Origin of the sequence: Pseudoalteromonas sp. DL2-H2.2, from assembly GCF_021532535.1 — a bacterium.
Taxonomy (GTDB): Bacteria; Pseudomonadota; Gammaproteobacteria; order Enterobacterales; family Alteromonadaceae; genus Pseudoalteromonas; species Pseudoalteromonas rubra_A.
This window is the reverse complement of sequence record NZ_JAKGBD010000024.1, coordinates 16,963-38,944: the sequence shown is the minus strand read 5'-3', so window position 1 is coordinate 38,944 and position 21,982 is coordinate 16,963. Positions and strand designations below refer to the sequence as shown.

General features: G+C 49.5%; 18 protein-coding genes. 11 read left to right on the top strand and 7 right to left on the bottom strand.

The window, feature by feature from the left end; translation table 11 throughout:
• Positions 1-177 precede the first annotated feature (177 nt).
• The 4 genes from yidC to rpmH all read right to left on the bottom strand — a co-directional run bounded on the left by yidC (position 178) and on the right by rpmH (position 2,980).
• Positions 178-1,809, bottom strand: a complete 1,632-nt coding sequence (gene yidC, locus L1285_RS23030) for a membrane protein insertase YidC (RefSeq protein ID WP_235414487.1) — start codon at positions 1,807-1,809, stop codon at positions 178-180.
• Positions 1,810-1,817: 8 nt separating this feature from the next.
• Entirely contained in the window at positions 1,818-2,150 is a 333-nt protein-coding gene (gene yidD / locus L1285_RS23025) for a membrane protein insertion efficiency factor YidD (RefSeq protein ID WP_235414488.1), read from the bottom strand.
• Between the two features lie 238 nt (positions 2,151-2,388).
• Positions 2,389-2,838 (bottom strand): ribonuclease P protein component, encoded by a 450-nt coding sequence (gene rnpA, locus L1285_RS23020; RefSeq protein WP_046004744.1) that lies wholly within the window; start codon positions 2,836-2,838, stop codon positions 2,389-2,391.
• 7 nt (positions 2,839-2,845) lie between these two features.
• Positions 2,846-2,980 (bottom strand): 50S ribosomal protein L34, encoded by a 135-nt coding sequence (rpmH, locus tag L1285_RS23015; RefSeq protein ID WP_010384852.1) that lies wholly within the window; start codon positions 2,978-2,980, stop codon positions 2,846-2,848.
• A 692-nt stretch (positions 2,981-3,672) separates the two neighbouring features.
• On the opposite strand from rpmH, the gene dnaA reads away from it, so the two are divergent.
• The 8 genes from dnaA (at position 3,673) to L1285_RS22975 (ending at position 13,777) form a co-directional block, all read left to right on the top strand.
• On the top strand, positions 3,673-5,076 hold the full coding sequence (gene dnaA / locus L1285_RS23010; protein ID WP_235414486.1) for a chromosomal replication initiator protein DnaA: 1,404 nt from the start codon (positions 3,673-3,675) through the stop codon (positions 5,074-5,076).
• 9 nt (positions 5,077-5,085) lie between these two features.
• On the top strand, positions 5,086-6,189 hold the full coding sequence (gene dnaN, locus L1285_RS23005) for a DNA polymerase III subunit beta (RefSeq protein ID WP_235414485.1): 1,104 nt from the start codon (positions 5,086-5,088) through the stop codon (positions 6,187-6,189).
• A 20-nt stretch (positions 6,190-6,209) separates the two neighbouring features.
• The gene (gene recF, locus L1285_RS23000; protein ID WP_235414484.1) at positions 6,210-7,298 is read left to right on the top strand and encodes a DNA replication/repair protein RecF; all 1,089 of its coding nucleotides are present in this window, start codon (positions 6,210-6,212) and stop codon (positions 7,296-7,298) included.
• 12 nt (positions 7,299-7,310) lie between these two features.
• Entirely contained in the window at positions 7,311-9,734 is a 2,424-nt protein-coding gene (gene gyrB / locus L1285_RS22995) for a DNA topoisomerase (ATP-hydrolyzing) subunit B (RefSeq protein ID WP_235414483.1), read from the top strand.
• A gap of 293 nt (positions 9,735-10,027) precedes the next feature.
• Positions 10,028-10,927: a glycine--tRNA ligase subunit alpha gene (gene glyQ / locus L1285_RS22990; protein ID WP_046004749.1), complete on the top strand. Its 900-nt coding sequence runs from the start codon at positions 10,028-10,030 to the stop codon at positions 10,925-10,927.
• Between the two features lie 2 nt (positions 10,928-10,929).
• Positions 10,930-12,999 (top strand): glycine--tRNA ligase subunit beta, encoded by a 2,070-nt coding sequence (glyS, locus tag L1285_RS22985; RefSeq protein WP_235414482.1) that lies wholly within the window; start codon positions 10,930-10,932, stop codon positions 12,997-12,999.
• 64 nt (positions 13,000-13,063) lie between these two features.
• Positions 13,064-13,522 (top strand): hypothetical protein, encoded by a 459-nt coding sequence (locus L1285_RS22980; protein WP_046004751.1) that lies wholly within the window; start codon positions 13,064-13,066, stop codon positions 13,520-13,522.
• A 93-nt stretch (positions 13,523-13,615) separates the two neighbouring features.
• Positions 13,616-13,777 carry a hypothetical protein gene (locus L1285_RS22975; protein ID WP_235414481.1) on the top strand — a complete coding sequence of 54 codons (162 nt, stop codon included), beginning with the start codon at positions 13,616-13,618 and terminating at the stop codon, positions 13,775-13,777.
• 46 nt (positions 13,778-13,823) lie between these two features.
• Here L1285_RS22975 and tusA read toward each other — a convergent pair whose 3' ends face one another.
• The 3 genes from tusA to fadB all read right to left on the bottom strand — a co-directional run bounded on the left by tusA (position 13,824) and on the right by fadB (position 17,551).
• The gene (tusA, locus tag L1285_RS22970; protein ID WP_046004752.1) at positions 13,824-14,063 is read right to left on the bottom strand and encodes a sulfurtransferase TusA; all 240 of its coding nucleotides are present in this window, start codon (positions 14,061-14,063) and stop codon (positions 13,824-13,826) included.
• 154 nt (positions 14,064-14,217) lie between these two features.
• Positions 14,218-15,387: an acetyl-CoA C-acyltransferase FadA gene (gene fadA, locus L1285_RS22965; protein WP_235414480.1), complete on the bottom strand. Its 1,170-nt coding sequence runs from the start codon at positions 15,385-15,387 to the stop codon at positions 14,218-14,220.
• Position 15,388: 1 nt separating this feature from the next.
• Complete coding sequence (gene fadB / locus L1285_RS22960) at positions 15,389-17,551, bottom strand: fatty acid oxidation complex subunit alpha FadB (protein ID WP_235414479.1); 2,163 nt, start codon at positions 17,549-17,551, stop codon at positions 15,389-15,391.
• Between the two features lie 357 nt (positions 17,552-17,908).
• On the opposite strand from fadB, the gene L1285_RS22955 reads away from it, so the two are divergent.
• From L1285_RS22955 to L1285_RS22945, 3 genes are all read left to right on the top strand, one after another.
• Positions 17,909-19,810: a transglycosylase SLT domain-containing protein gene (locus tag L1285_RS22955; RefSeq protein ID WP_235414478.1), complete on the top strand. Its 1,902-nt coding sequence runs from the start codon at positions 17,909-17,911 to the stop codon at positions 19,808-19,810.
• 121 nt (positions 19,811-19,931) lie between these two features.
• Entirely contained in the window at positions 19,932-21,257 is a 1,326-nt protein-coding gene (gene pepQ / locus L1285_RS22950) for a Xaa-Pro dipeptidase (RefSeq protein WP_235414477.1), read from the top strand.
• A gap of 72 nt (positions 21,258-21,329) precedes the next feature.
• A complete protein-coding gene (locus L1285_RS22945) occupies positions 21,330-21,947 on the top strand; it encodes a YigZ family protein (RefSeq protein ID WP_235414476.1) in 618 nt (205 codons plus the stop codon).
• The last annotated feature ends 35 nt before the right edge of the window (positions 21,948-21,982 follow it).

Here is a 21,982-nt window from a genome sequence, read left to right as displayed (position 1 = left end):
GACTGTGAGACTGTGAGACTGTGAGACTGTGAGACTGTGAGACTGTGAGACTGTGAGACTGTGAGACTGTGAGACTGTGAGACTGTGAGACTGTGAGACCGATATGCCGTTGGATGTTATCGTGAGCATAAAAAAACGGCCCGCGATGGACCGTTTCTTGATTATCTGTATTGCGTATTAACCGCGGACCTTCATGCCCTTTTTCTCCATGCCACGATAGATATACAGCATCTGGGCAATTGAGATCAGGTTAGAGACCAGCCAGTACAATACCAGGCCAGACGGGAACCAGATAAAGAACACAGAGAAGATAACCGGCATCCAGGTCATCATCTTTTGCTGCATTGGATCCGTCACTGTCATAGGTTGCAGCTTCTGAGTCAGGAACATACTGGCACCAAACAGGATGGGTAGTACATAGTAAGGGTCTTTTGACGACAGGTCTGTCAGCCACAGCATAAACTCGGCATGACGCAGCTCCGTTGATTCAAGGAATACATAGAATAGCGCCAGGAAGATAGGCATTTGCAGTAACAGTGGGAAGCAGCCACCCATAGGGTTTACTTTTTCCTTACGGTACATCTCCATCATTGCCTGACCGAACTTCTGACGGTCATCGCCATAGCGCTCTTTTAGAGCCTGCATTTTCGGCTGTAGCATACGCATTTTAGCCATTGAGGTGTATTGCGCTTTGGTAAGTGGGTAAAGCAACGTTTTTACGATTAAGGTAATCGCAATGATGGCCAGACCCCAGTTACCGATAATGCTGTGCAGGAACTTCAGCAGGCTCAGTAGTGGCTGAGAGATAAACCATAGCCAACCGTAGTCGACTGTCAGATCTAGGTCTTCATGCAGCGCTTCCAGCGCATCAGTGTCTTTAGGGCCCATATAATAAGTGGCGGTGAGCTGTGCAGTGCCATTAGCCTGAATATTGGTTGCTTCGCCTTTTACACCTATGATGCTGTTGTTATTACGCAGTGAGCTGTAAATGGTGTTGTTCTTTTCCTGACCTGGTACCCAGGCACTAACAAAGTAGTGCTGAATAAAGGCAACGTAACCACCCTGAGTATTTTTATTCAGGTTGGCGTCGGCCATATCAGAGAAAGAGTATTTCTCATAAGGCTCTTCGCTGGTGCCATAGGCTGCGCCCAGATAAGTCTGGTCAACCATGCTGCCTTTTTCCTGAACCGTGCGCTTGATTTGGGTATACAGTTGCACCTGAACAGGATCTGCCGTTGGGTTAGTTACGTCGTATTCCAGTGCGACATCATACTGGCCTGGCTTGAATACAAAGGTTTTGCTGAACTGCACGCCTTTGCTGTCAACAAACGTCAGCGGTACACGTAGCTCATCGCCGTTTAATGTGTAGCTGGTTTGTTCGCTTTGATAGACCGGGCGACCCTGGCTTGATGCATCCGGGCCATTCAGGCCAATCAAACCACTTTGTGCAAAGTACTCTTTGCCTTCAAATTCACCCAGTAACAGGTAAGGCTGGTCGCTGCCATGGGTTTCGGCGTGCTGTAGTAATTTCGCCTCAACAATGTCACCGCCACGGGTGTCGATTTTCACTGCCAGTACATCGGTGGTTACCGAAATGACTGAGCGAGTAGCCACAGTGGCCTGCATTGGCACATCAGCCTGACTGGAAGCCGGTACGTCGGCCTGGTCATTGTTTGCGGGGCCGGCCACTTGTTGTGTGACGGCACTGGTATCAGCATTGGCTGCGGTTTGTTCCTTTGACCACTCTGTGAAGAGTAAAAAGGAAACCAGCAGCAAGCCGATAAATAAAAACGTGCGTTGCGATTCCATAACAGCTCTTATTTCTCGTGTTGTTTATCTTGCGTTGACTTAGCAGGCACGGGATCAGACCCGCCTGCACTTAAAGGGTGACATTTTAATATGCGTTTAAGCGCTAACCAACTCCCTTTTGCAATTCCATGTAAATTAATTGCCTGAATTGCATAATGAGAGCAGGTGGGTGTATAGCGACAGTGTGGTCCCAGCAGCGGACTAATAAATTGCTGATAAAAACGGATCACACCTAATAGCAGTGTTTTGATCAGTGTCTGGCATACCTTAAATGGCCACCGGATCCACTTTATACATTGCTGCCTCAGGCGCGATGATAGTGTGGAAGGGGAGTGATTCATGGTGATGCCGTCAGAACTGATAACCAATTCCCAAAAAAACAACGGGAAATTGGCGATTAAAAGGTGAGCTAACTTTACCTTATCGGGGTCAAAATAGCCATTGAGCACCATGCGATTTTAGCGAAATCACAATAAGTTGAACTCGATTAATCGTCGATCCACAGTCGCCGTATGATGAACTGAATAAATTGTAGCGAGCATAGCCGATGCGGGATGGGCTAAGTCGTGACACTTGAATTTATTTATCGTTCTGTTTAGTCGGTTTGGGGTTACGTTGCTTAGATGCTGGACGCTTTTTACCCGGACGTTTATGCGGGGGTGGCTTAGGGGCACCTGGTTTACAGCGCTCATTCACTTTACGCCATAATTTTGCCAGTTGTTTGCTGAGCTCTTCATTGGTTTGCTCATCTACGCCGGTTTTGACCATCAGTACAATATCAATATTGTCCAGTTTATGACGGTTTAGGCGAAAGCTTTCACGGGCAAGACGTTTAATGCGATTGCGTTGGCAGGCTTTTTTACAACGTTTTTTAGCCACGGTAAGTCCCAGACGTGGATGTCCAACATCATTGGGTTTAGCTAAAAGTGTAAAATAAGGAGTGGCTGCGCGAGCGGGTTCGTTAAAAACTCGGGAGTAATGCGAGGGAGTTAACAGACGTAACTCCCTGCTGAAGCTAAAGTCTTCCACTTATATATTAAGCAGAAAGTACTTTACGGCCTCTAGCACGACGACGCGCTAGTACTTTACGGCCATTCTTCGTTGCCATACGTGCACGGAAACCGTGAGTACGCTTGCGTTTAAGAACGCTAGGTTGAAAAGTTCTTTTCATAACTAATCCATCCGATCGGTTAAAGTTTAAAACATCCTATGCAGGTCGCGATCCTGGCACAGGTGCCATTGCGAGCGCGAGATATTAATGCCGCGGCGTAGGAAAGTCAATCATAATCGCGCCATCAAGCATAGATTTTAGCCATAAATAACAAAAAACGGTCACTCTGGCGGTTATCCCCTGAGGTAAACGCAGCGCATTATACCTTTATAGCAATCATTGTGGGATCAAAATCGCACAATAGTGGACCCATTAGTGGATCCATTTTGCGCCATGAGATCAGATCTGATCTGTGTATGTGGGTGTGATCAACTCAGATCGGATCGAAATGAGGTTTTCCACACAGCCTGGGTGAAAAGTGGCAACATCCTCTGGAAAACTTAAAATGATCGTGTTTTTTAGATGAGATCCTGGCGTATTTTTGCTAAGATCAGTAAACAAGGTGAAAAATAAAATGCCAACAAAAACAAGCGGATGCGTTTGTTTCTAGGAAAGATCCTGAATTTTAAAAAAGTCAATATTGATGTTGTGGATAAGATCCCTTCATAATACCCGGCTTCCACCTATGTATTTATGATAATAAACAAGCATTTCCGTCGATCCTTTGGATTAGCTGTGTATAACCTTGTTGGTAAATCTGGCGATATCCTGAGTTTTTATGTACGGGAATATTAACTATTTCGGAGTGCGACGTGTATCTGTCGGTTTGGCAAAGTTGTTTATATGTTTTGCAAGATGAGCTGCCTTCTCAGCAGTTCAATATGTGGGTGCGACCACTACAAGCAGAAAGTACCGAAGATACCTTAACCATCTATGCGCCAAATCGGTTTGTTTTGGACTGGGTGAGAGAAAAGTATTTAAACCGTATCAGCGAGTTGCTGACGGAGATCTGTGGTGACGAGGCGCCGGAGCTGCGTTTTGATGTTGGCAGTAAACCAATCGGTGCTGTCAATCATGCCCCTGCTTCTGGCGAGAGTGCCCAAAGCGCCCAGGCCGGAAGCGTGGCTAAGCCGGCTGCATCGCCGGCGGGTGCCTCTAGTACGGCTAAAGTTGAACCTGCTCCTAAATCCGGGGTTAAGTCCAACATCAAAGAAAACTATACCTTTGATAACTTTGTTGAGGGTAAGTCTAACCAGTTAGCCAAGGCGGCTGCAACCCAGGTTGCTGATAACCCGGGTTCAGCGTTTAACCCTGTCTTTATATATGGTGGCACCGGGCTGGGTAAGACTCACCTGTTACATGCCGTTGGTAATGGCATCATAGATAAAAAGCCGGACGCAAAAATTGTTTATATGCATTCCGAGCGTTTTGTTCAGGACATGGTTAAAGCATTGCAAAATAACGCCATTGAAGAATTTAAGCGTTACTATCGCAGTGTCGATGCTTTGATGATCGATGACATTCAGTTTTTTGCTAATAAAGAACGATCGCAGGAAGAATTCTTTCACACCTTTAATGCCTTATTAGAGGGGAACCAGCAGATCATTCTGACATCGGACAGATACCCAAAAGAAATTGAAGGGGTTGAAGACCGGCTTAAATCTCGTTTTGGCTGGGGCTTAACCATTGCCATTGAGCCGCCTGAACTGGAAACCCGAGTTGCTATCCTGATGAAAAAAGCACAGCAGAGTAATATTAATCTGCCGCATGAAGTGGCTTTTTTCATTGCTAAAAAGCTGCGCTCTAATGTGCGAGAGCTGGAAGGGGCATTAAACCGGGTGATCGCCAATGCGAACTTTACAGGTCGGCCGATTTCTATTGAGTTTGTAAAAGAAGCACTGCGCGACCTGCTGGCATTACAGGATAAGCTGGTCACCATCGACAATATTCAGCGTACCGTGGCTGAGTACTACCGTATTCGTGTTTCAGATTTACTATCAAAACGCCGTAGCCGTTCAGTAGCCCGTCCAAGGCAGGTGGCAATGGCGTTGTCCAAAGAACTGACGAACCACAGTTTGCCTGAGATTGGTGATGCTTTTGGCGGGCGCGACCACACAACCGTGTTGCATGCGTGCCGTAAAGTCAAAGCACTGCGTGATGAAAGTCACGAGGTAAAAGAAGATTATCAAAACCTGATCCGTACATTGTCGTCTTAAGGGCCTAGTATGCAAATTACGATTTCAAGAGAACAGTTTTTAAAACCCTTGATGCAGGTCTCGGGTGCCATTGAACGAAAACACACGCTACCTATATTGTCCAACGTGTTGGTCGAAGTGAAAAATGGCGTGTTATCGATGACGGGCACCGACTTAGAGATTGAGTTGGTGGCGAATGTGACGCTGGAAGAGCAAGTTGCAGATGCCAGTATTACGTTGCCAGCAAAAAAATTACTCGATATATGTAAAAGTTTGCCGGATGGTTCTTTGCTGCAATTGAGCAGTCAGGAGCATCAATTATTGCTAACGAGCGGGCAAAGCCGTTTTTCTTTGACCACCTTAGCCGCAGAAGATTTTCCGAATCTCGAACAGTGGGATGGCGAAGTCGAATTTCAGATCACCCGACTTGAGCTACGCCAGTTGTTGGAAGCCACGCATTTCTCGATGGCCAATCAGGACGTCCGCTATTATCTGAACGGGATGTCTTTAGAGGTCGATAATAGCGAGATTAAAACAGTCGCAACCGATGGACACCGACTCGCGATAGCGCAGCACCAGTTAGCAGCATCGTTGAACACGCAACGTCAGCTGATCATCCCACGCAAGGGCGTGCAAGAAATCATGCGCTTGTTACCAGCAGACGATGAGCCATTAACCATTCAGTTTGGTAGTAATCACATCCGTATTCTGGACCCTGAGTTCACATTGACCAGTAAGCTGGTGGACGGACGTTTCCCTGATTACCGACGAGTGTTGCCTCGTGGTGGCGATAAGCTGGTGATTGCGAATCGCGAATGGCTACGCAGCGCATTTCAGCGTGTGTCTATTCTGTCGAATGAAAAGTTTCGTGGTGTGCGCCTCAACCTGTCGAATGGCATGTTGAAGATCAGTGCGAACAACCCGGAGCAGGAACAAGCGGAAGAAACCGTTGAAGTTGAGTACCAAGGCGATGACCTGGAAATCGGATTTAACGTGTCTTATTTACTGGATGTATTAAATACCCTGAAAACCGAAGACGTGCAATTTACATTGGCAGACACCAACAGCAGTGCCCTGATTGAAGGCGCGAGCGACGATTCTGCGATGTATGTTGTTATGCCGATGCGCCTGTAGTTTTAGGTGTGTGCTCTTAAATGAGTTTAAATCAAATTAGCCTCAATAACTTTCGCAATATTGAGGCTCTTGCTTTTTCACCAAGCGATCAGATCAATATCATTCTAGGTGAAAATGGCAGCGGAAAAACCAGCCTGCTCGAAGCCATCTATTTCCTGTCTAACGGGCGCTCATTCAGAACCAATAAACATAAACTCATGATCCGTTATGAGCAGACCAAGTGCGTTGTGCATGGTAAAAAGCAACTGCACAGTTTGTCGATCCCAATCGGCATCAGCAAAGATTTGCAAGGTGAGACTCAGCTCAGGATCCAGGGTCAGTCTAGTCGTAAAATAGCCGAACTTGCACAAATCCTGCCGACGCAAGTGATCACACCTGAGAGTTATGAGTTGTTTTTTGGCGGGCCAAAAGAGCGAAGAAAGTTTCTCGATTTGGGGGTGTTCCACGTGGAACATCAGTTTTATAGTGTCTGGAAAGACTTCAATAAAGTACTCAAACAGCGCAACGCATTGCTCAAGAGTAAGCCCGTTCAGTACCAGCTTCAAATACGCACCTGGGACCGAGAATTTGTCCGCCTAGCGGAACAAATAAATATGTTCAGAAAGGCGTATATAAGTAGGTTTGAGCGGCATTTTTTTGATAAGATAGGGGTCATAAGCCCCATCTTTAAAGGCCTTGAAATGCGCTATGACGCAGGCTGGAAAGGGGACTTGGCCGAGGTGCTAGATGCCCAGCTAGAGCGGGATAGCAAGCTTGGCTATACAACTAAGGGACCGCATAAAGCCGACTTTAATTTTTATGCAAATGGTCACGGCGTTGAAAATATACTGTCTCGGGGTCAGTTAAAGTTAACCCTCTATGCGTTAAAAATCGCACAGAATAATTTGATTGAGGCCGAGACCGAGAAGCAATCCATATTGCTGATCGATGATTTACCTTCGGAGTTAAGCCAGGATACGATGCTTAGCATCGCGCACTTACTTGCAGAATGTCAGTCACAGCTGTTTATTACTGCAATAAACTCCGAAAGTATCCAGGCCATTGTGGAACCCATGAAACGAAATGTTGAGATGTTCCACGTGGAACATGGCCGCTTAATAACAAAATAATTGGAATACACCATGTCTGATAATTACGATTCATCGAGTATTAAAGTACTGAAGGGATTGGATGCGGTAAGGAAGCGTCCGGGAATGTATATCGGGGACACTGATGATGGTACTGGACTACATCACATGGTCTTCGAAGTCGTTGATAACTCAATCGACGAAGCGTTAGCAGGGCACTGTGACGATATCTTCGTTACCATCCATACCGATGGCTCTGTGTCAGTACGCGATAATGGCCGTGGTATCCCAACGGAACTGCACCCGGAAGAAGGGGTCTCTGCGGCAGAAGTCATCATGACCGTGCTACACGCCGGCGGTAAATTCGATGACAACTCATATAAAGTATCAGGTGGCCTACACGGCGTAGGTGTTTCTGTTGTAAATGCACTTTCAGAAAAACTACAACTAACAATTCGCCGTGATGGCAAAGTGCATCAGCAGAAATACACTATGGGTGTACCAGATGCGCCACTGGGTGTCATTGGTGAAGCTGAGAGCACGGGCACAGAGTTACGTTTCTGGCCAAGCGCCGAGACTTTTTCAGACACCAACTTCCACTACGATATTCTTGCAAAGCGCCTTCGTGAGCTGTCTTTCCTGAACTCTGGCGTAAGCATCATCCTCAGTGATGAGCGTGAAGAGAACAAGCAAGACCACTTTAAATACGAAGGGGGCATTCAGGCTTTCGTTGAATACCTGAACCGTAAAAAAACGCCTGTTCATCAAAATGTATTCAACTTCACTTCAGAGCGTGAAGACGGCATTAGTGTTGAAGTTTCTATGCAGTGGAATGATGGCTTTCAGGAAAATATTTACTGTTTTACTAACAACATTCCTCAGCGCGATGGCGGTACGCACTTAGCGGGTTTCCGCAGTGCTCTAACTCGTACGCTAAATAACTACATGGAAAAAGAAGGCTTTAACAAGAAAGCTAAAACAGCAAGCAATGCGACAGGTGATGATGCGCGTGAAGGCTTAACGGCTGTAGTGAGTGTTAAAGTGCCTGATCCTAAATTCTCTTCACAGACCAAAGACAAGCTTGTTTCAAGTGAGGTGAAGGGCGCCGTTGAACAAGCAATGGCTGAAAAGCTAACAGAGTATCTACTAGAAAATCCAGGTGATGCTAAAACCGTTGTAAGCAAGATCATTGATGCCGCACGTGCCCGTGAAGCGGCGCGTAAAGCCCGTGAAATGACACGTCGTAAAGGCGCCATGGACCTAGCTGGTCTGCCTGGCAAACTTGCTGACTGTCAGGAACGTGACCCGGCTGAATCTGAACTCTACATCGTGGAGGGTGACTCAGCGGGCGGATCGGCCAAACAGGGCCGTAACCGTAAAAATCAGGCCATTTTGCCACTGAAAGGTAAAATCCTGAACGTTGAAAAGGCGCGTTTTGATAAGATGCTGTCTTCGCAGGAAGTTGCCACGCTAATCACGGCACTGGGCTGTGGTATTGGCCGTGACGAATACGATCCAGAAAAACTGCGTTATCACCGTATTATTATCATGACCGATGCGGACGTCGATGGCTCGCACATTCGTACGCTGCTGTTGACCTTCTTCTATCGTCAAATGCCTGAGATCATTGAGCGCGGTTATGTCTACATTGCACAGCCGCCACTGTATAAAGTGAAAAAAGGTAAGCAAGAACGCTACATTAAAGATGACCATGCACTGACAGATTACCTGACTACCCTGGCACTGGATGGCGCAAGTATCTATGCGAGCGAAGGTGCAGAAGCCATCTCAGGTAACCGTCTGGAAAACATGGTGCATGATTATCAGAAAACTCTGAATGTCATCGACCGCCTGACGCGTAAATATCCGCGCGCGATGATGTCTCGTCTCTTATATCAGAATGAGTTGAGTGAAGCAGATCTGAGTGATGAAACTAAGGTGACGCAGTGGATACAAACGTTTGTTGCTGACTTAGACAAGTATGACGAAGATGCCACTATCTACAGTGCCGAAGTCAGCTTCGATGACGAGCGTCATATGTATTACCCGGTGGTCAACATTCGCCAGCACGGTGTAGATAAGGCCTATACGCTGAACTATGACTTTATCACTTCAAAAGACTATGTTCGTATCGTAAACACGGGTAAGGCGATAGCGCACCTGATCAGTGAAGGCGGCTATGTGCAGCGGGGTGAAAAGACGCATCCGGTCGAAACGTTCGCTGAGTCACTGGACTGGCTGATTGCCGAATCCAAACGTGGCTTGTATACACAACGCTATAAAGGATTGGGTGAGATGAACCCGGATCAGTTATGGGAAACCACTATGGACCCTGCGGCACGTCGTATGCTCCGTGTAACCATTGAAGATGCGATTGCGGCCGATCAGTTATTCGCAACCTTGATGGGTGATCAGGTAGAACCTCGTCGCGACTTCATCGAGCAAAACGCACTGCGCGTTGTGAATCTGGATGTATAAACAAGTTACGACTTGTCTCTAATCCACAAAAAGCCACTCCATCGCGAGTGGCTTTTTACGTTATAGGCTCTGTCACCGAGTAGGGTTTGAGTTGCTACGGAAACGGCACAAAATTCAGGGGCTGAGCAACTTACCTGTGAGCGCCTTTTTACGCGCTTTTTTTAGTGATAACGCTTAAAACAGCGCGGCGCTCGCGGTATACTGAGCATAATTTTCAGACATTATTAGCCCAAACTGGCCCGCAGTGATTCGGCCAAACTGGGTTCCATGTACCATACAAAAATAAGCCAACTATGCAAAAATACGATATCAAAACCTTCCAAGGGTTGATCCTGGCTTTACAGGACTATTGGGCACAGCAAGGCTGTGTGATCGCGCAGCCACTGGATATGGAAGTGGGTGCGGGGACGTTTCATCCTCTGACTTTCCTAAAGTCGATTGGCCCGGAGCCAATGTCGAGCGCGTATGTACAACCTTGTCGCCGTCCAACCGATGGTCGTTACGGTGAAAACCCAAACCGTCTGCAACACTATTATCAGTTCCAGGTGGTATTGAAGCCATCACCTGAAAACATTCAGGAGCTGTACCTGGGCTCACTGCAAGCACTTGGTATCGACACCCTGACTCATGAAGTGCGTTTCGTTGAAGACAACTGGGAATCACCTACGCTGGGTGCCTGGGGTCTGGGCTGGGAGGTCTGGCTTAACGGCATGGAAGTGACTCAGTTCACTTACTTCCAGCAGGTTGGTGGCCTGGAATGCTCGCCGGTTACGGGTGAGATCACCTATGGTTTAGAGCGACTGGCCATGTATATACAAGGTGTGGATAGCATCTATGATCTGATCTGGACCGACGGTCCTATGGGTCGTGTGACTTATGGTGACGTGTTCCATCAAAACGAAGTAGAGCAGTCGACTTACAACTTTGAACATGCGGATGTGGATGCGTTGTTCAAGCAGTTCGATCAGTGTGAACTGGAAAGCCAGAAGCTGATCGAAGCGGGATTACCTTTACCAGCTTACGAGCAGGTGATGAAAGCATCGCATGCCTTCAACCTGTTGGATGCGCGTCATGCGATTTCTGTTACAGAACGTCAGCGTTATATTTTACGCGTGCGTGCGCTGTCTAAGGCGTGTGCCCAGGCTTATTATGAGGCCCGTGAGGCACTCGGATTCCCGCTTTGTAAGGATTAATCATGACCACAGAAAATCTATTAGTTGAAATTGGTACTGAAGAGTTACCACCAAAAGCCTTACGTAAGCTGGCAGAATCATTTGCTGAGAATATGCAGGCGGAACTGACCGGCCTTGAGCTGGCATTTGAAGACATTAGCTGGTACGCATCACCACGTCGCCTGGGTTTAAAAGTAGCGAACTTGCAAACCCAGCAACAGGACAAAGTAGTTGAGAAGCGTGGTCCGGCAACCAAAGCGGCCTTCGATGCCGACGGTAATCCGACTAAAGCGGCGATGGGTTGGGCGCGTGGCTGTGGTATTGAAGTATCAGAAGCCGAAACTCTGGAAACCGACAAAGGTGCCTGGTTACTACACCGCGCAACCGTAGCCGGTCAGCAGGCGAGCGCTTTGTTGTCAGATGCCATTGCTAAGTCACTGGCTAAACTGCCTATCCCAAAACCCATGCGCTGGGGTGCTAACAAAACGCAATTTATCCGCCCGGTACACACCGTGGCTGCGTTACTTGGCAGTGAAGTTGTATCTGGCGAAGTATTAGGTAAAACCATTTCAAACCAGCTTCAGGGTCATCGTTTTCACCATCCTGAACGGGTCAGCATTAACCACGCTGATGACGCATTTGAGACCCTCAAAGGGGCGTACGTCATTGCCGACTACGAAGCCCGTAAGGCACTCATTCGTGAGCAGATCAACGCAGAGGCTGACAAACTGGGTGCGGTTGTGGCGATGGATGAAGACCTGCTGGAAGAAGTGACGTCGCTGGTTGAGTGGCCTGTAACTTTGGTGGCTTCGTTTGAGGAAGAGTTCCTGTCGGTCCCTGCTGAAGCCCTGATCTACACCATGAAAGATGATCAGAAATACTTCCCGCTGCTGGATCAGTCGGGCAAGTTAATCAACAAATTCCTGTTCGTATCTAACATCGAAAGTAAAGATCCGAGTGTGGTGATCTCAGGTAATGAGAAGGTGGTTCGTCCGCGTCTGGCGGATGCGCAGTTCTTCTTTGAAACCGATAAGAAGAAAACCCTGGAAAGCCGCCTGGAGTCACTGGGCACGGTATTATTCCAAAAACAGCTGGGTACATTAAAAGACAAGTCTGAGCGTATTGCAGCTTTGGCTGGTTTTATTGCTGAGCAATTGGGTGCCGATAAAGCGCTGGCTGAACGTGCAGGCTTGTTGAGTAAAACCGATCTGATGACCGAAATGGTTATGGAGTTCACCGATGTACAGGGCGTGATGGGCATGCACTATGCACGTATCGACGGTGAAGCTGAAGAGGTTGCTGTCGCGCAGAATGAACAATATATGCCGCGCTTTGCGGGTGATGCTTTGCCGTCAAACCCAATCAGTTGTGCGGTCGCACTGGCGGATAAGTTTGATACTCTGGTGGGTATTTTTGGTATTGGTCAGACGCCAAAAGGCGATAAAGATCCGTTTGCTCTGCGTCGTGCTGCCATTGGCGCATTGCGTATCATGGTTGAGAAAGAGCTCGAGCTGGACATTCATGCGCTGGTCGAAAAGTCTCGCACACTGTTCGGTGATAAGCTCACTAACAACAATGTGGCCGAAGAGGTGTTTGAGTTTATGCTGGGTCGTTTCCGTGCCTGGTATCAGGATGAAGGCATTGCTGTGGATGTGATCCAGGCTGTACTGGCCCGTCGTCCTTCTCAGCCGGTTGACTTTGATCGCCGCGTGAAAGCTGTGAGTCACTTCAGAACGCTGGAGCAGGCAGACGCACTGGCGGCGGCGAATAAGCGCGTTAACAACATTCTGGCGAAGAACAATATCACCAGCGACGCTGAGGTGAATTCGGCCTTGTTGTCAGAAGCGGCGGAGCAGCAGTTGGCCCAGGAAATAGCGGCACTGACTGTTGAGCTGGCACCGGTTTACGCGCAAGGGGATTACCAGCAAGCACTGACGCGTCTGGCAAGCCTGCGCGAAGCGGTAGACAACTTCTTTGATAACGTCATGGTGATGGCAGACGACGAAGCGGTTAAGCAAAACCGCCTCGCACTGCTTAGCCAGCTGAGCCGCTTGTTCCTCAACACGGCGGACATCTCTGTCTTACAAAACTGAGACAGCCAATCTTAAAACAAGCCAGCATTCGTGCTGGCTTTTATTTTTGTGATCGGGATTAACAATGAAACAGCACATCATCGCTTTGGCAATGGCATTGGGTTTAAGCGCCTGCTCGACGGCCCCACATCAGCCAGCGGATAACTCCTCCGGGCAGGCGACAACGAGCACCGGTGCATCTCTTGTGATGGACAGGCCTATGTATTTACGTGGCGATTTTACTTTGTGGGATGCAGACGAAGTCTATCGGCTAACACAGACTCAGACAGGAGTGTACAGTGTTCGGGTACGCTTCATGAGTCCAGGCAAAGTGTACGAATTTAAAGTTGCCGATGCGAAATGGACGCCGGGTTATAACTGCGGTTTTCGCTATGATGGTAAAGTGAGCCTGGGTAAACCGCTGGCAGCAGACTGTGACACTGTGTACAACTACTTTGGATTTATGCCCGACAGAAAGGGGTGGTATCGAATTTCACTGGACTTAAGAGGCGCTACGCCACAGATCATTGTGCAGCGTGATTAATATAGGGAATTTATTTCGCTTGAATATTGAGCTTTTTGAATTGTTTTGTTATTGTTAATTTCGAGTTAATCAGCATGAAAACAAGGAAATACAATGAAAATCAAACTAAATAAAAAAACGGTAAAAAATCTTTCAGAAAAGCAAGTCATTGCGCATCAGGCGACACCTGCTGTTAATGGTGGGCAAAATCAACACGTGATGGCAAGCTGGGATCGTGGTTGGATCACGTGCATCGAATGTCCAATTCTCGTGTAGTTCGAGAATAAAAGGAGCTGGTGGGGCTGTTGCACCAGCTTTGCAGTTATTTTCCTTTTTTCACCAGATAGCGATAAGGGACGCTATCCACTTCTTTCGCCACCAGAGTGTGATCCATAAACTCACAGAAACTGGGAATATCCCGGGTGGTAGACGGGTCGTCTGCCAGGATCAACAGGGTTTCACCGTCCTGCATTTTTCTTACCTTACCACGGATCATCATCACGGGTTCAGGACAACGCAAGCCAATCGCATCGAGAGTATGGTCAGTGTTGTCAAAGTTCATGGCGGTACCCTTTAAAAATAAAGCGCCTATTCTAACGCGCCTGAAGTGACAAATAAATATGCAAGTTCAGATACCCGATCAAGAAAAAAGGCAAGCTACACGAAGCAGCTTGCCTTGGTCACCAAGTTAAAACGGTTAGGGAATACGGTGCGGGTTAGTCTTCAACGCGCTCGAAAACAGTTGCGATACCCTGGCCCAGGCCAATACACATGGTCGCCAGGCCATACTTAGCGCCTTTGTCTTCCATAATGTGGATCAAAGAGGTGCTGATCCGTGAGCCTGAACAGCCCAGCGGGTGACCCAGCGCAATCGCGCCGCCGTTGAGGTTTACCTTCTCATCAGCCACATCCAGCAAACCGAGGTCTTTCAGTACCGGTAAAGACTGCGCGGCAAAGGCTTCATTGAGCTCTGCCACATCAATGTCTTCAATGCTCAGGCCAGCTTGCTTCAGTGCTTTTTGGCTGGCAGGAACCGGACCGTAACCCATGATAGACGGATCGCAACCTGCAACCGCCATCGACTTAATGCGTGCACGAATTGGCAGGCCCAGTTCTTTGGCTTTTGATTCACTCATGACCAGCATGGCTGAAGCGCCGTCAGACAGAGCCGATGACGTACCTGCGGTCACTGTGCCTGAAGCCGGATTGAATACAGGGCGTAACTGGCTCAGGCCTTCCATGGTGGTTTCCGGACGGATCACTTCGTCGTGTTCAACCAGCACAGGTGCACCATCGGCATCATGACCTTCCATTGGTAAAATTTCACGCGCAAAACGGCCTTCAACCGTGGCAGCGTGGGCGCGCTGATGTGAGCGCACTGCAAAGGCGTCCTGTTGTTCACGGTTGATGCCGTGCAGGGTGGCCAGGTATTCTGCAGTCAGACCCATCACACCGGCCGCTTGTGCAACCGACGTCGACAGACCCGGGTGGAAGTCGTTACCGTGTGTCATTGGGACGTGGCCCATGTGCTCAACACCGCCGATCAGGTAGGTATCGCCAGCGCCAGTCATAATCGCACGTGCCGCATCATGCAGTGCCTGCATGGATGAACCACATAAGCGGTTGACTGTGACTGCTGGTACTGTGTGTGGAATACCTGCCAGCAGGGCGGCATTACGACCAACGTTAAAACCTTGCTCCAGGGTTTGTTGTACACAGCCCCAGTAAATGTCATCGATAGAATCCGGTGCCACTGCCGGATTGCGATCCAGCAGGCCTTTCATCAGGTGGGCACTGAGGTCTTCAGCACGTTTGTGTTTGAACACACCGCCCTTGGAGCGGCCCATCGGCGTACGAATACAATCTACGATTACTGCCTGTTCCATGTTACTGACCCTCCACTTTGTAGAATACTTTACCGGCAGCTGCCCACTCACGGGTTTGCTCCGACACCTGATAGATTTCGCCTAAGTGTGCGTACTTATCGGCGATTTTTACGAACTCTGCCAGACCCAGTTGATCCAGATAACGGAATGCACCACCACGGAACGGCGGGAAGCCAATGCCGTAGATCAGCGCCATATCGGCTTCTTGTGGTGAGGCTACAATGCCTTCTTGCAGACACAGCAGGACTTCGTTGATCATCGGTACCATACAGCGCTCGATGATGGTTTGTTTGTCAAACTGTGCCGGTGCATCACAAATCTCGCTCAGCAGGGCAACGGCGTCTGCGTCTTTGCTCTTCTTCAGGCGGCCTTTGCGATCAGGCGCATACTGGTAGAAACCTTTCTGGTTTTTCTGTCCATAGCGATCCGCGTTGGCCAGGTGAGCAACCGGATCTTTTTCCTGACGTGCCATGCGGGTTGGGAAACCATCCGCCATCACGCCAGTACAGTGATTGGCTGTATCGATACCCACAACGTCGAGCAGGTAAGCCGGGCCCATCGGCCAGCCGAAGACATTTTCCATCACTTTATCGACCTGTGTGAAGTCAGCACCTTCCACGACGAGCTGGCTGAAACCGGCAAAGTAAGGGAAGAGTACGCGGTTCACGAAAAAGCCCGGACAGTCGTTTACAACAATCGGCGACTTGCCCAGTTTCAGTGCGTAGTCGACAACAGCCGCAACGGTTTCGTCTGAGGTTTTCGCGCCACGAATGATCTCAACCAGTGGCATCTTAGGTACCGGGTTAAAGAAGTGCATACCACAGAAGTGCTCAGGACGCTCCAGACCTTCAGCCAGTTCATCAATGCGAATGGTTGAGGTATTTGAGGTCAGAATAGTGCCTTGTGGTAGTTGTGCCTCAAGACCCGCCAGTACAGTTTTCTTGATCTGCGGGTTTTCGACAACCGCTTCAACTATGATGTCACTGCCTTCTAGGTCACGGTCATTAAGCGTCGGTTTGATCTGCGCCAGTGTGCCGACCATTTTGTCCAGCTTCATGTGGCCGCGCTCGACTTTCTTGCCCAGCAACTTGGCCGCTTCGCCCATACCTAAGTCCAGTGCGCCCTGGCTGATGTCCTTCATGACAATCGGCGTGCCTTTGTAGGCTGACTGGTAAGCAATACCGCCACCCATGATGCCCGCGCCCAGTACCGCAGCTTGTTTGATGTCAGTCTGGCTTTGCTTAGCTTGTTTCTTGGCAACGCCTTTGATGTACTGATCGGCCAGGAAAATCCCGGTTTGTGCCGCCGCTTCAGCGGTTTTGGCCAGCTTAGCGAAGCTCGCGTTCTCAACGGCCATGGCTTCATCGCGACCCATATTGGCAGCAGTCTTGATGGTTTTAACCGCCATCACAGGTGCCGGGTAGTGACCTTTGGTTTTGGCCATCACCATGCCTTCTGCCATTGCAAAGCTCATGCCTTGTTCAACGCGGTTCATTTTCAGCGGGTCAAGCTTAACCTGACGTTTGGCGCGCCAGTCCAGTTTGCCAGCTGCCGCTTGTTCCATGGTACGCAGTGCCGCGTTCATCAGCTTATCCTGAGCAACCACTGCATCCACGGCGCCTACTTTCAGGGCATCGGCTGCGCGGTTCTCTTTACCTGTGGTGATCCAGGTCATCGCGTTGTCTGCGCCAATCAGGCGTGGCAGACGCACAGTACCACCAAAGCCCGGCATAATGCCCAGCTTTACTTCCGGCAGGCCAATCTTGGCGCTGTCAGAGGCAATACGATAATCGGTAGCAAGTACCCACTCACAGCCGCCACCCAGTGCCAGGCCATTGACCGCAGATAAGGTAGGGAAAGGTAAATCTTCTAACGCGTCAAATACGTCAGTGGCTGCTTTGATCCACTCAACCAGCTCGGCTTCCGGGCGGTCAAAGGTAGGCAGAAATTCGAAGATATCGGCACCCACAATAAAGTGGTCTTTATCGGAGCTAAAGATCAGGCCGTCGATGTCATCGCGTTGCGCCAACTCTTTGAGCGCCGCATGACAATCTTGCAGGGTTTGCTGAGACAATTTGTTGACCGAACCTGGCATACAAAATTTAAACTCAGCGATTTTGCCTTTGCAGAAATCCACTACAAAGGACTCGCGTTTCATTAACATACATGTTCTCCCGTGTTTTTACACTGGTACGATGAGTTGTCATTTCATCCAGTGTGGCGTCTTTAAAAGAAAATTGCAATGAAAAATTTACCGCAGGTTTACTGCAAAGGGTCAGGCACAATGCTAAGGTGGTTTGGCTGAATATTTTCCGGGTGACGGGTTCGTCCGGACGTTAAGCTTCGGGCAAGTTGCCGCACAATAGTCTGGTGTAAATCACAGGGCTGTTCAGTGTGCACACAGTGCGCCCGGGCAGGGAACTCAGAGAAAGGAAGGTGTTTTGGAGTGGGCCTTATTTTCATGCATTTTAAACGCCCCAGAACATTGACTGCCAATCAAGAGAATGAAAGTTAAAGCACTATGAAATTATGGTTTAGTCGTATTGCTGCCACCTGCCTTGCGGTGTGCAGTGGTGTCTGGAGTCACCTGGGTCAGGCTGCTGACTCGCATCAGGCGTTTAAAGACGCAGAGCGGGTGGCCTGGAGTGGTAATTATCAGGCTTTTAAGCGCTCGCTCGGCGAGCTCGATCATCCGCTCAAGCCTTATGTCGAGGCGACTTTCTATAAGCGCCACCCCAAACTTAAATACCAGGACGAGATAGGGCGTTTTTTATCTGTGTACGATCACACGCCGCTGGACTGGATGGTACGGAAGAGCTGGCTGAATTACCTCAAACGGCGCAATAAAAAAGCCTTATTTATTGAGCACTATCAGGACACCAGTAATGCAGAGCTGAAGTGCACCTATTTACAGTTTCAGCTGGACTTGGGCGCGCCGGAAAAAGCCATTTTGGATCAGGTGGAGCCGTTGTGGGTGGTCGGCAAGTCACAGCCAAAAGCCTGCGACAAGTTGTTTAGCCAGTGGCAAAAAGCCGGGTATCGGACACAAGCGCTGGTGTGGCAAAGGATCACCCGCGCCGCGCAGGGCGGGCAGGCTTCGTTGCTGAAGTATTTAAAAACCCTGTTGCCGCGTAATGAAGCCTATCTGGCCGATCTGTACCTTAAGGTGCGTCGCGACCCCAGCGCTGCAGCCGGGTTATACCGATATAAGAAGCGCACTGCCAAAGAGGCGGAAATTGCTGTGTATGGCGTACGGCGGTTGATCTGGCGCGATCCTAAACTGGCGTTGCGGGCCTGGGACAAGTTGCAGGAAATGTTCACCTTTAGTCAGGCGCAACAAGATAGCGTGGCCTATCGGTTTGCCCTGGCGCTGGCCTCCAAAGGTCATGAGCAGGCCAAGTTCTGGCTCAATAAAGTGCCTCAGGAGTTACAGGATAAAAAGCTGCGCCAGTGGCTGATGAGCAATATGCTCAAAGAGCAGGACTGGGAAGGGATCGCGGTGCTGTTCACCGGCATGGAGAACCTCAGCCATGGTCAAAAATACTGGCTGGGTTACAGCTATGCCAAACGTGAGCAGATGGATAAAGCGCAGTCACTGTGGCGCCAGATAGCACCGGAGCGCGACTACTATGGTTTTCTGGCGGCTGCGCGGCTGGGGTTACCAGCGCAATTGAATGCCGAACCACTCAATGTACCGCCCAGCATCGTCGCCAAAGTATCTGAGGCGCCGGGCTTTAAGCGCGCCAAAGCCTTATACGAGCTGGAGCGTTTCACCGCTGCCCGGCGCGAGTGGAATTATCTGACCAATACCTCCAGCACTGCTGAAAAGCTGGCGGCCTCAGTGCTGGCCGCGGAGCTCGACTGGTATGACAGTACCATTTATACCCTGGCACAGATCAAGGCGTGGAACTATGTCGATCTGCGTTTTCCGATGGCCTTCGATGAACTGTTTGAGCGCTACAGTGAACGCAATGATGTGGACCTGGCGTGGAGCTTTGCGATTGCCCGCAGAGAAAGTTCATTCGCTCCCGATGCGCGCTCGCACGCCGATGCGTACGGATTGATGCAGCTTTTGCCGAGTACGGCTAAATATGTTGCTAAATCAAGGGTATCTACGCGGCAGCTGATGAGGCCCGCCACCAATATTCGTCTTGGCACGGATTACCTCGATTACCTAAAGGGCAAGAACAAGGGCAATGAGATCCTCGCTACGGCTTCTTATAATGCCGGTTTTCACCGTGTGAAGCGTTGGATCCCGCAAGAGGCCATGCCAGCAGAGCTATGGATCGAGTTGATCCCCTACCGGGAAACCCGCGATTACGTGAAAAACGTGATGGCGTACCGGCAGGTCTATCATACTAAGTTAGGTCGTGAAGGGAACATTCTGGCCGGGATCCTGGATATGCAGATCGGCGGTAAGTAGAAGCGGGTTTGTTGGTCTGTCTCGCGATAGCGGGGCTGACCGCGGGCCACTTTACTTCTTTTAACCGGTGGCGCTATGTTAGACTCAGTCACAAGCGAATTAAATTAAAATGGGTACACCAATGGAACAATTAGCAAACTTGTATGCCGAGCATATTGCAACGCTGCAACAGCGTACGAAGACCATTATTGAACGTGAGAATCTGGATGGGCTCGTGATCCACTCAGGGCAAGCCAAGCGCCAGTTTCTGGATGATATGTATTATCCGTTCAAGGTGAACCCACAATTTAAAGCGTGGTTACCGGTCATCGATAACCCACACTGCTGGCTGGTGGTTAATGGCACAGACAAGCCTAAGCTGATCTTCTACCGTCCGGTGGATTTCTGGCACAAAGTACCGGATGAGCCGAGCGACTTCTGGGCCGACTACTTTGACATTCAGTTGCTGCTTCAGCCCGATCAGGTTGAGCAATTCTTACCGTACGACAAAGCCAGTCTGGCGTATATTGGCGAATATCTGGAAGTGGCGCAGGCACTGGGCTTTACGCAGATGAACCCTGAGCCGGTAATGAACTATCTACACTTTCACCGTGCCTACAAGACCAGTTATGAACTGACTTGTTTACGTGAAGCCAACCGCCTGGCTGTGCTGGGCCACAAGGCTGCGCGTGACGCTTTTTATGCCAAAGAGTCTGAGTATGGCATTCAGCAGGCTTACCTGCAGGCCACTGAGCATATGGAAAACGACACGCCGTACGGCAACATCGTGGCACTGAACGAGAACTGCGCCATTTTGCATTACACCCATTTTGAGCGCCGCGCCCCGCAGCAGCATGTGTCGTTTTTGATCGATGCCGGTGCCAACTTTAATGGCTATGCGTCTGATATTACCCGTACCTATGACTTTGCTCGCAAGGGCGAGTTTGCCGAACTGATCAAGGTAATGAATACCCACCAGATTGAACTGGGGCAGGCATTACAGCCAGGTAAACTGTATGGCGAGCTACATCTGGATTGCCACAAGCGCGTTGCGCAGGTGCTGATCGATTTCGATATTGTTCGTGGCCTGAGTGTGGAAGGGATCCTGGAGCAGGGCATTACCTCGACTTTCTTCCCGCATGGCCTTGGTCACCACCTTGGCTTGCAGGTTCACGATATGGGTGGCTTTATGGCAGATGAGTTGGGTACGCACCAGGCACCACCGGAAGGGCATCCGTTCCTGCGTTGCACGCGTAAGATTGAAGTCAACCAGGTCTTTACCATTGAGCCTGGTCTGTATTTTATTGACTCACTGCTGGGCGATCTGGCACAGACCGACAACAAACAGTATGTAAACTGGGACAAGGTTGACGCGTTTAAGCCGTTTGGCGGCATTCGCATCGAAGATAATATTATTGTTCATGATGACCATCTGGAAAATATGACTCGGGATTTGGCGCTGGATTAAGCTTTGCCCTGCACCAAACTGAACTATGTTAAACTGGGAGCCAAGTGCTCCCTGTGTTTTTGTTGAATACTCATGTCTGAATACGCCATTCCCAGCAGTTCTATTTCCCATCACGAAGAAATCAAAAAAAGCACCTTTATTGTGCATATTGCCCATACCCCGACACTCGCTGATGCCAAGGCATTTATTCGTTCTATTAACGAGCAGTATCCGGATGCGCGACACAACTGCTGGGCCCATATTGCCGGCGCGCCGGGCGGCAGCCATGTCCTGGGTTTTTCGGATGACGGGGAACCGAATGGGACGGCAGGTAAGCCGATGCTGAACGTTCTGCTTGGCTCCGGGCTGGGCGAGATCACCGCGGTCACAACCCGTTACTTTGGTGGCATTAAGCTGGGCACCGGCGGCCTGGTTCGCGCTTACGGTGGGACATTGAACAATGCACTGGCCGTGCTGCCAACGCAAATTAAGATCCCGGCAAGTACGCTGGTGGGGGAGTCGGACTACGCGCTGCAGGGGAACATAGAGCAGCACCTCAGTAGTCAGTACACAGTGCTGAATATAGATAAACAGTACGGCGCGACGATCCGCTGGGAAATTGAACTAGACAGCCGGGAAGCTAAAACGGCTATGGCGTCGGTATACGATCTCACTCACGGTGCCGTCTCGTTGGCGATCAAACAACCCTGAGCGGTGTTTCGCGGTTTACTAACTGAGTGATGTAT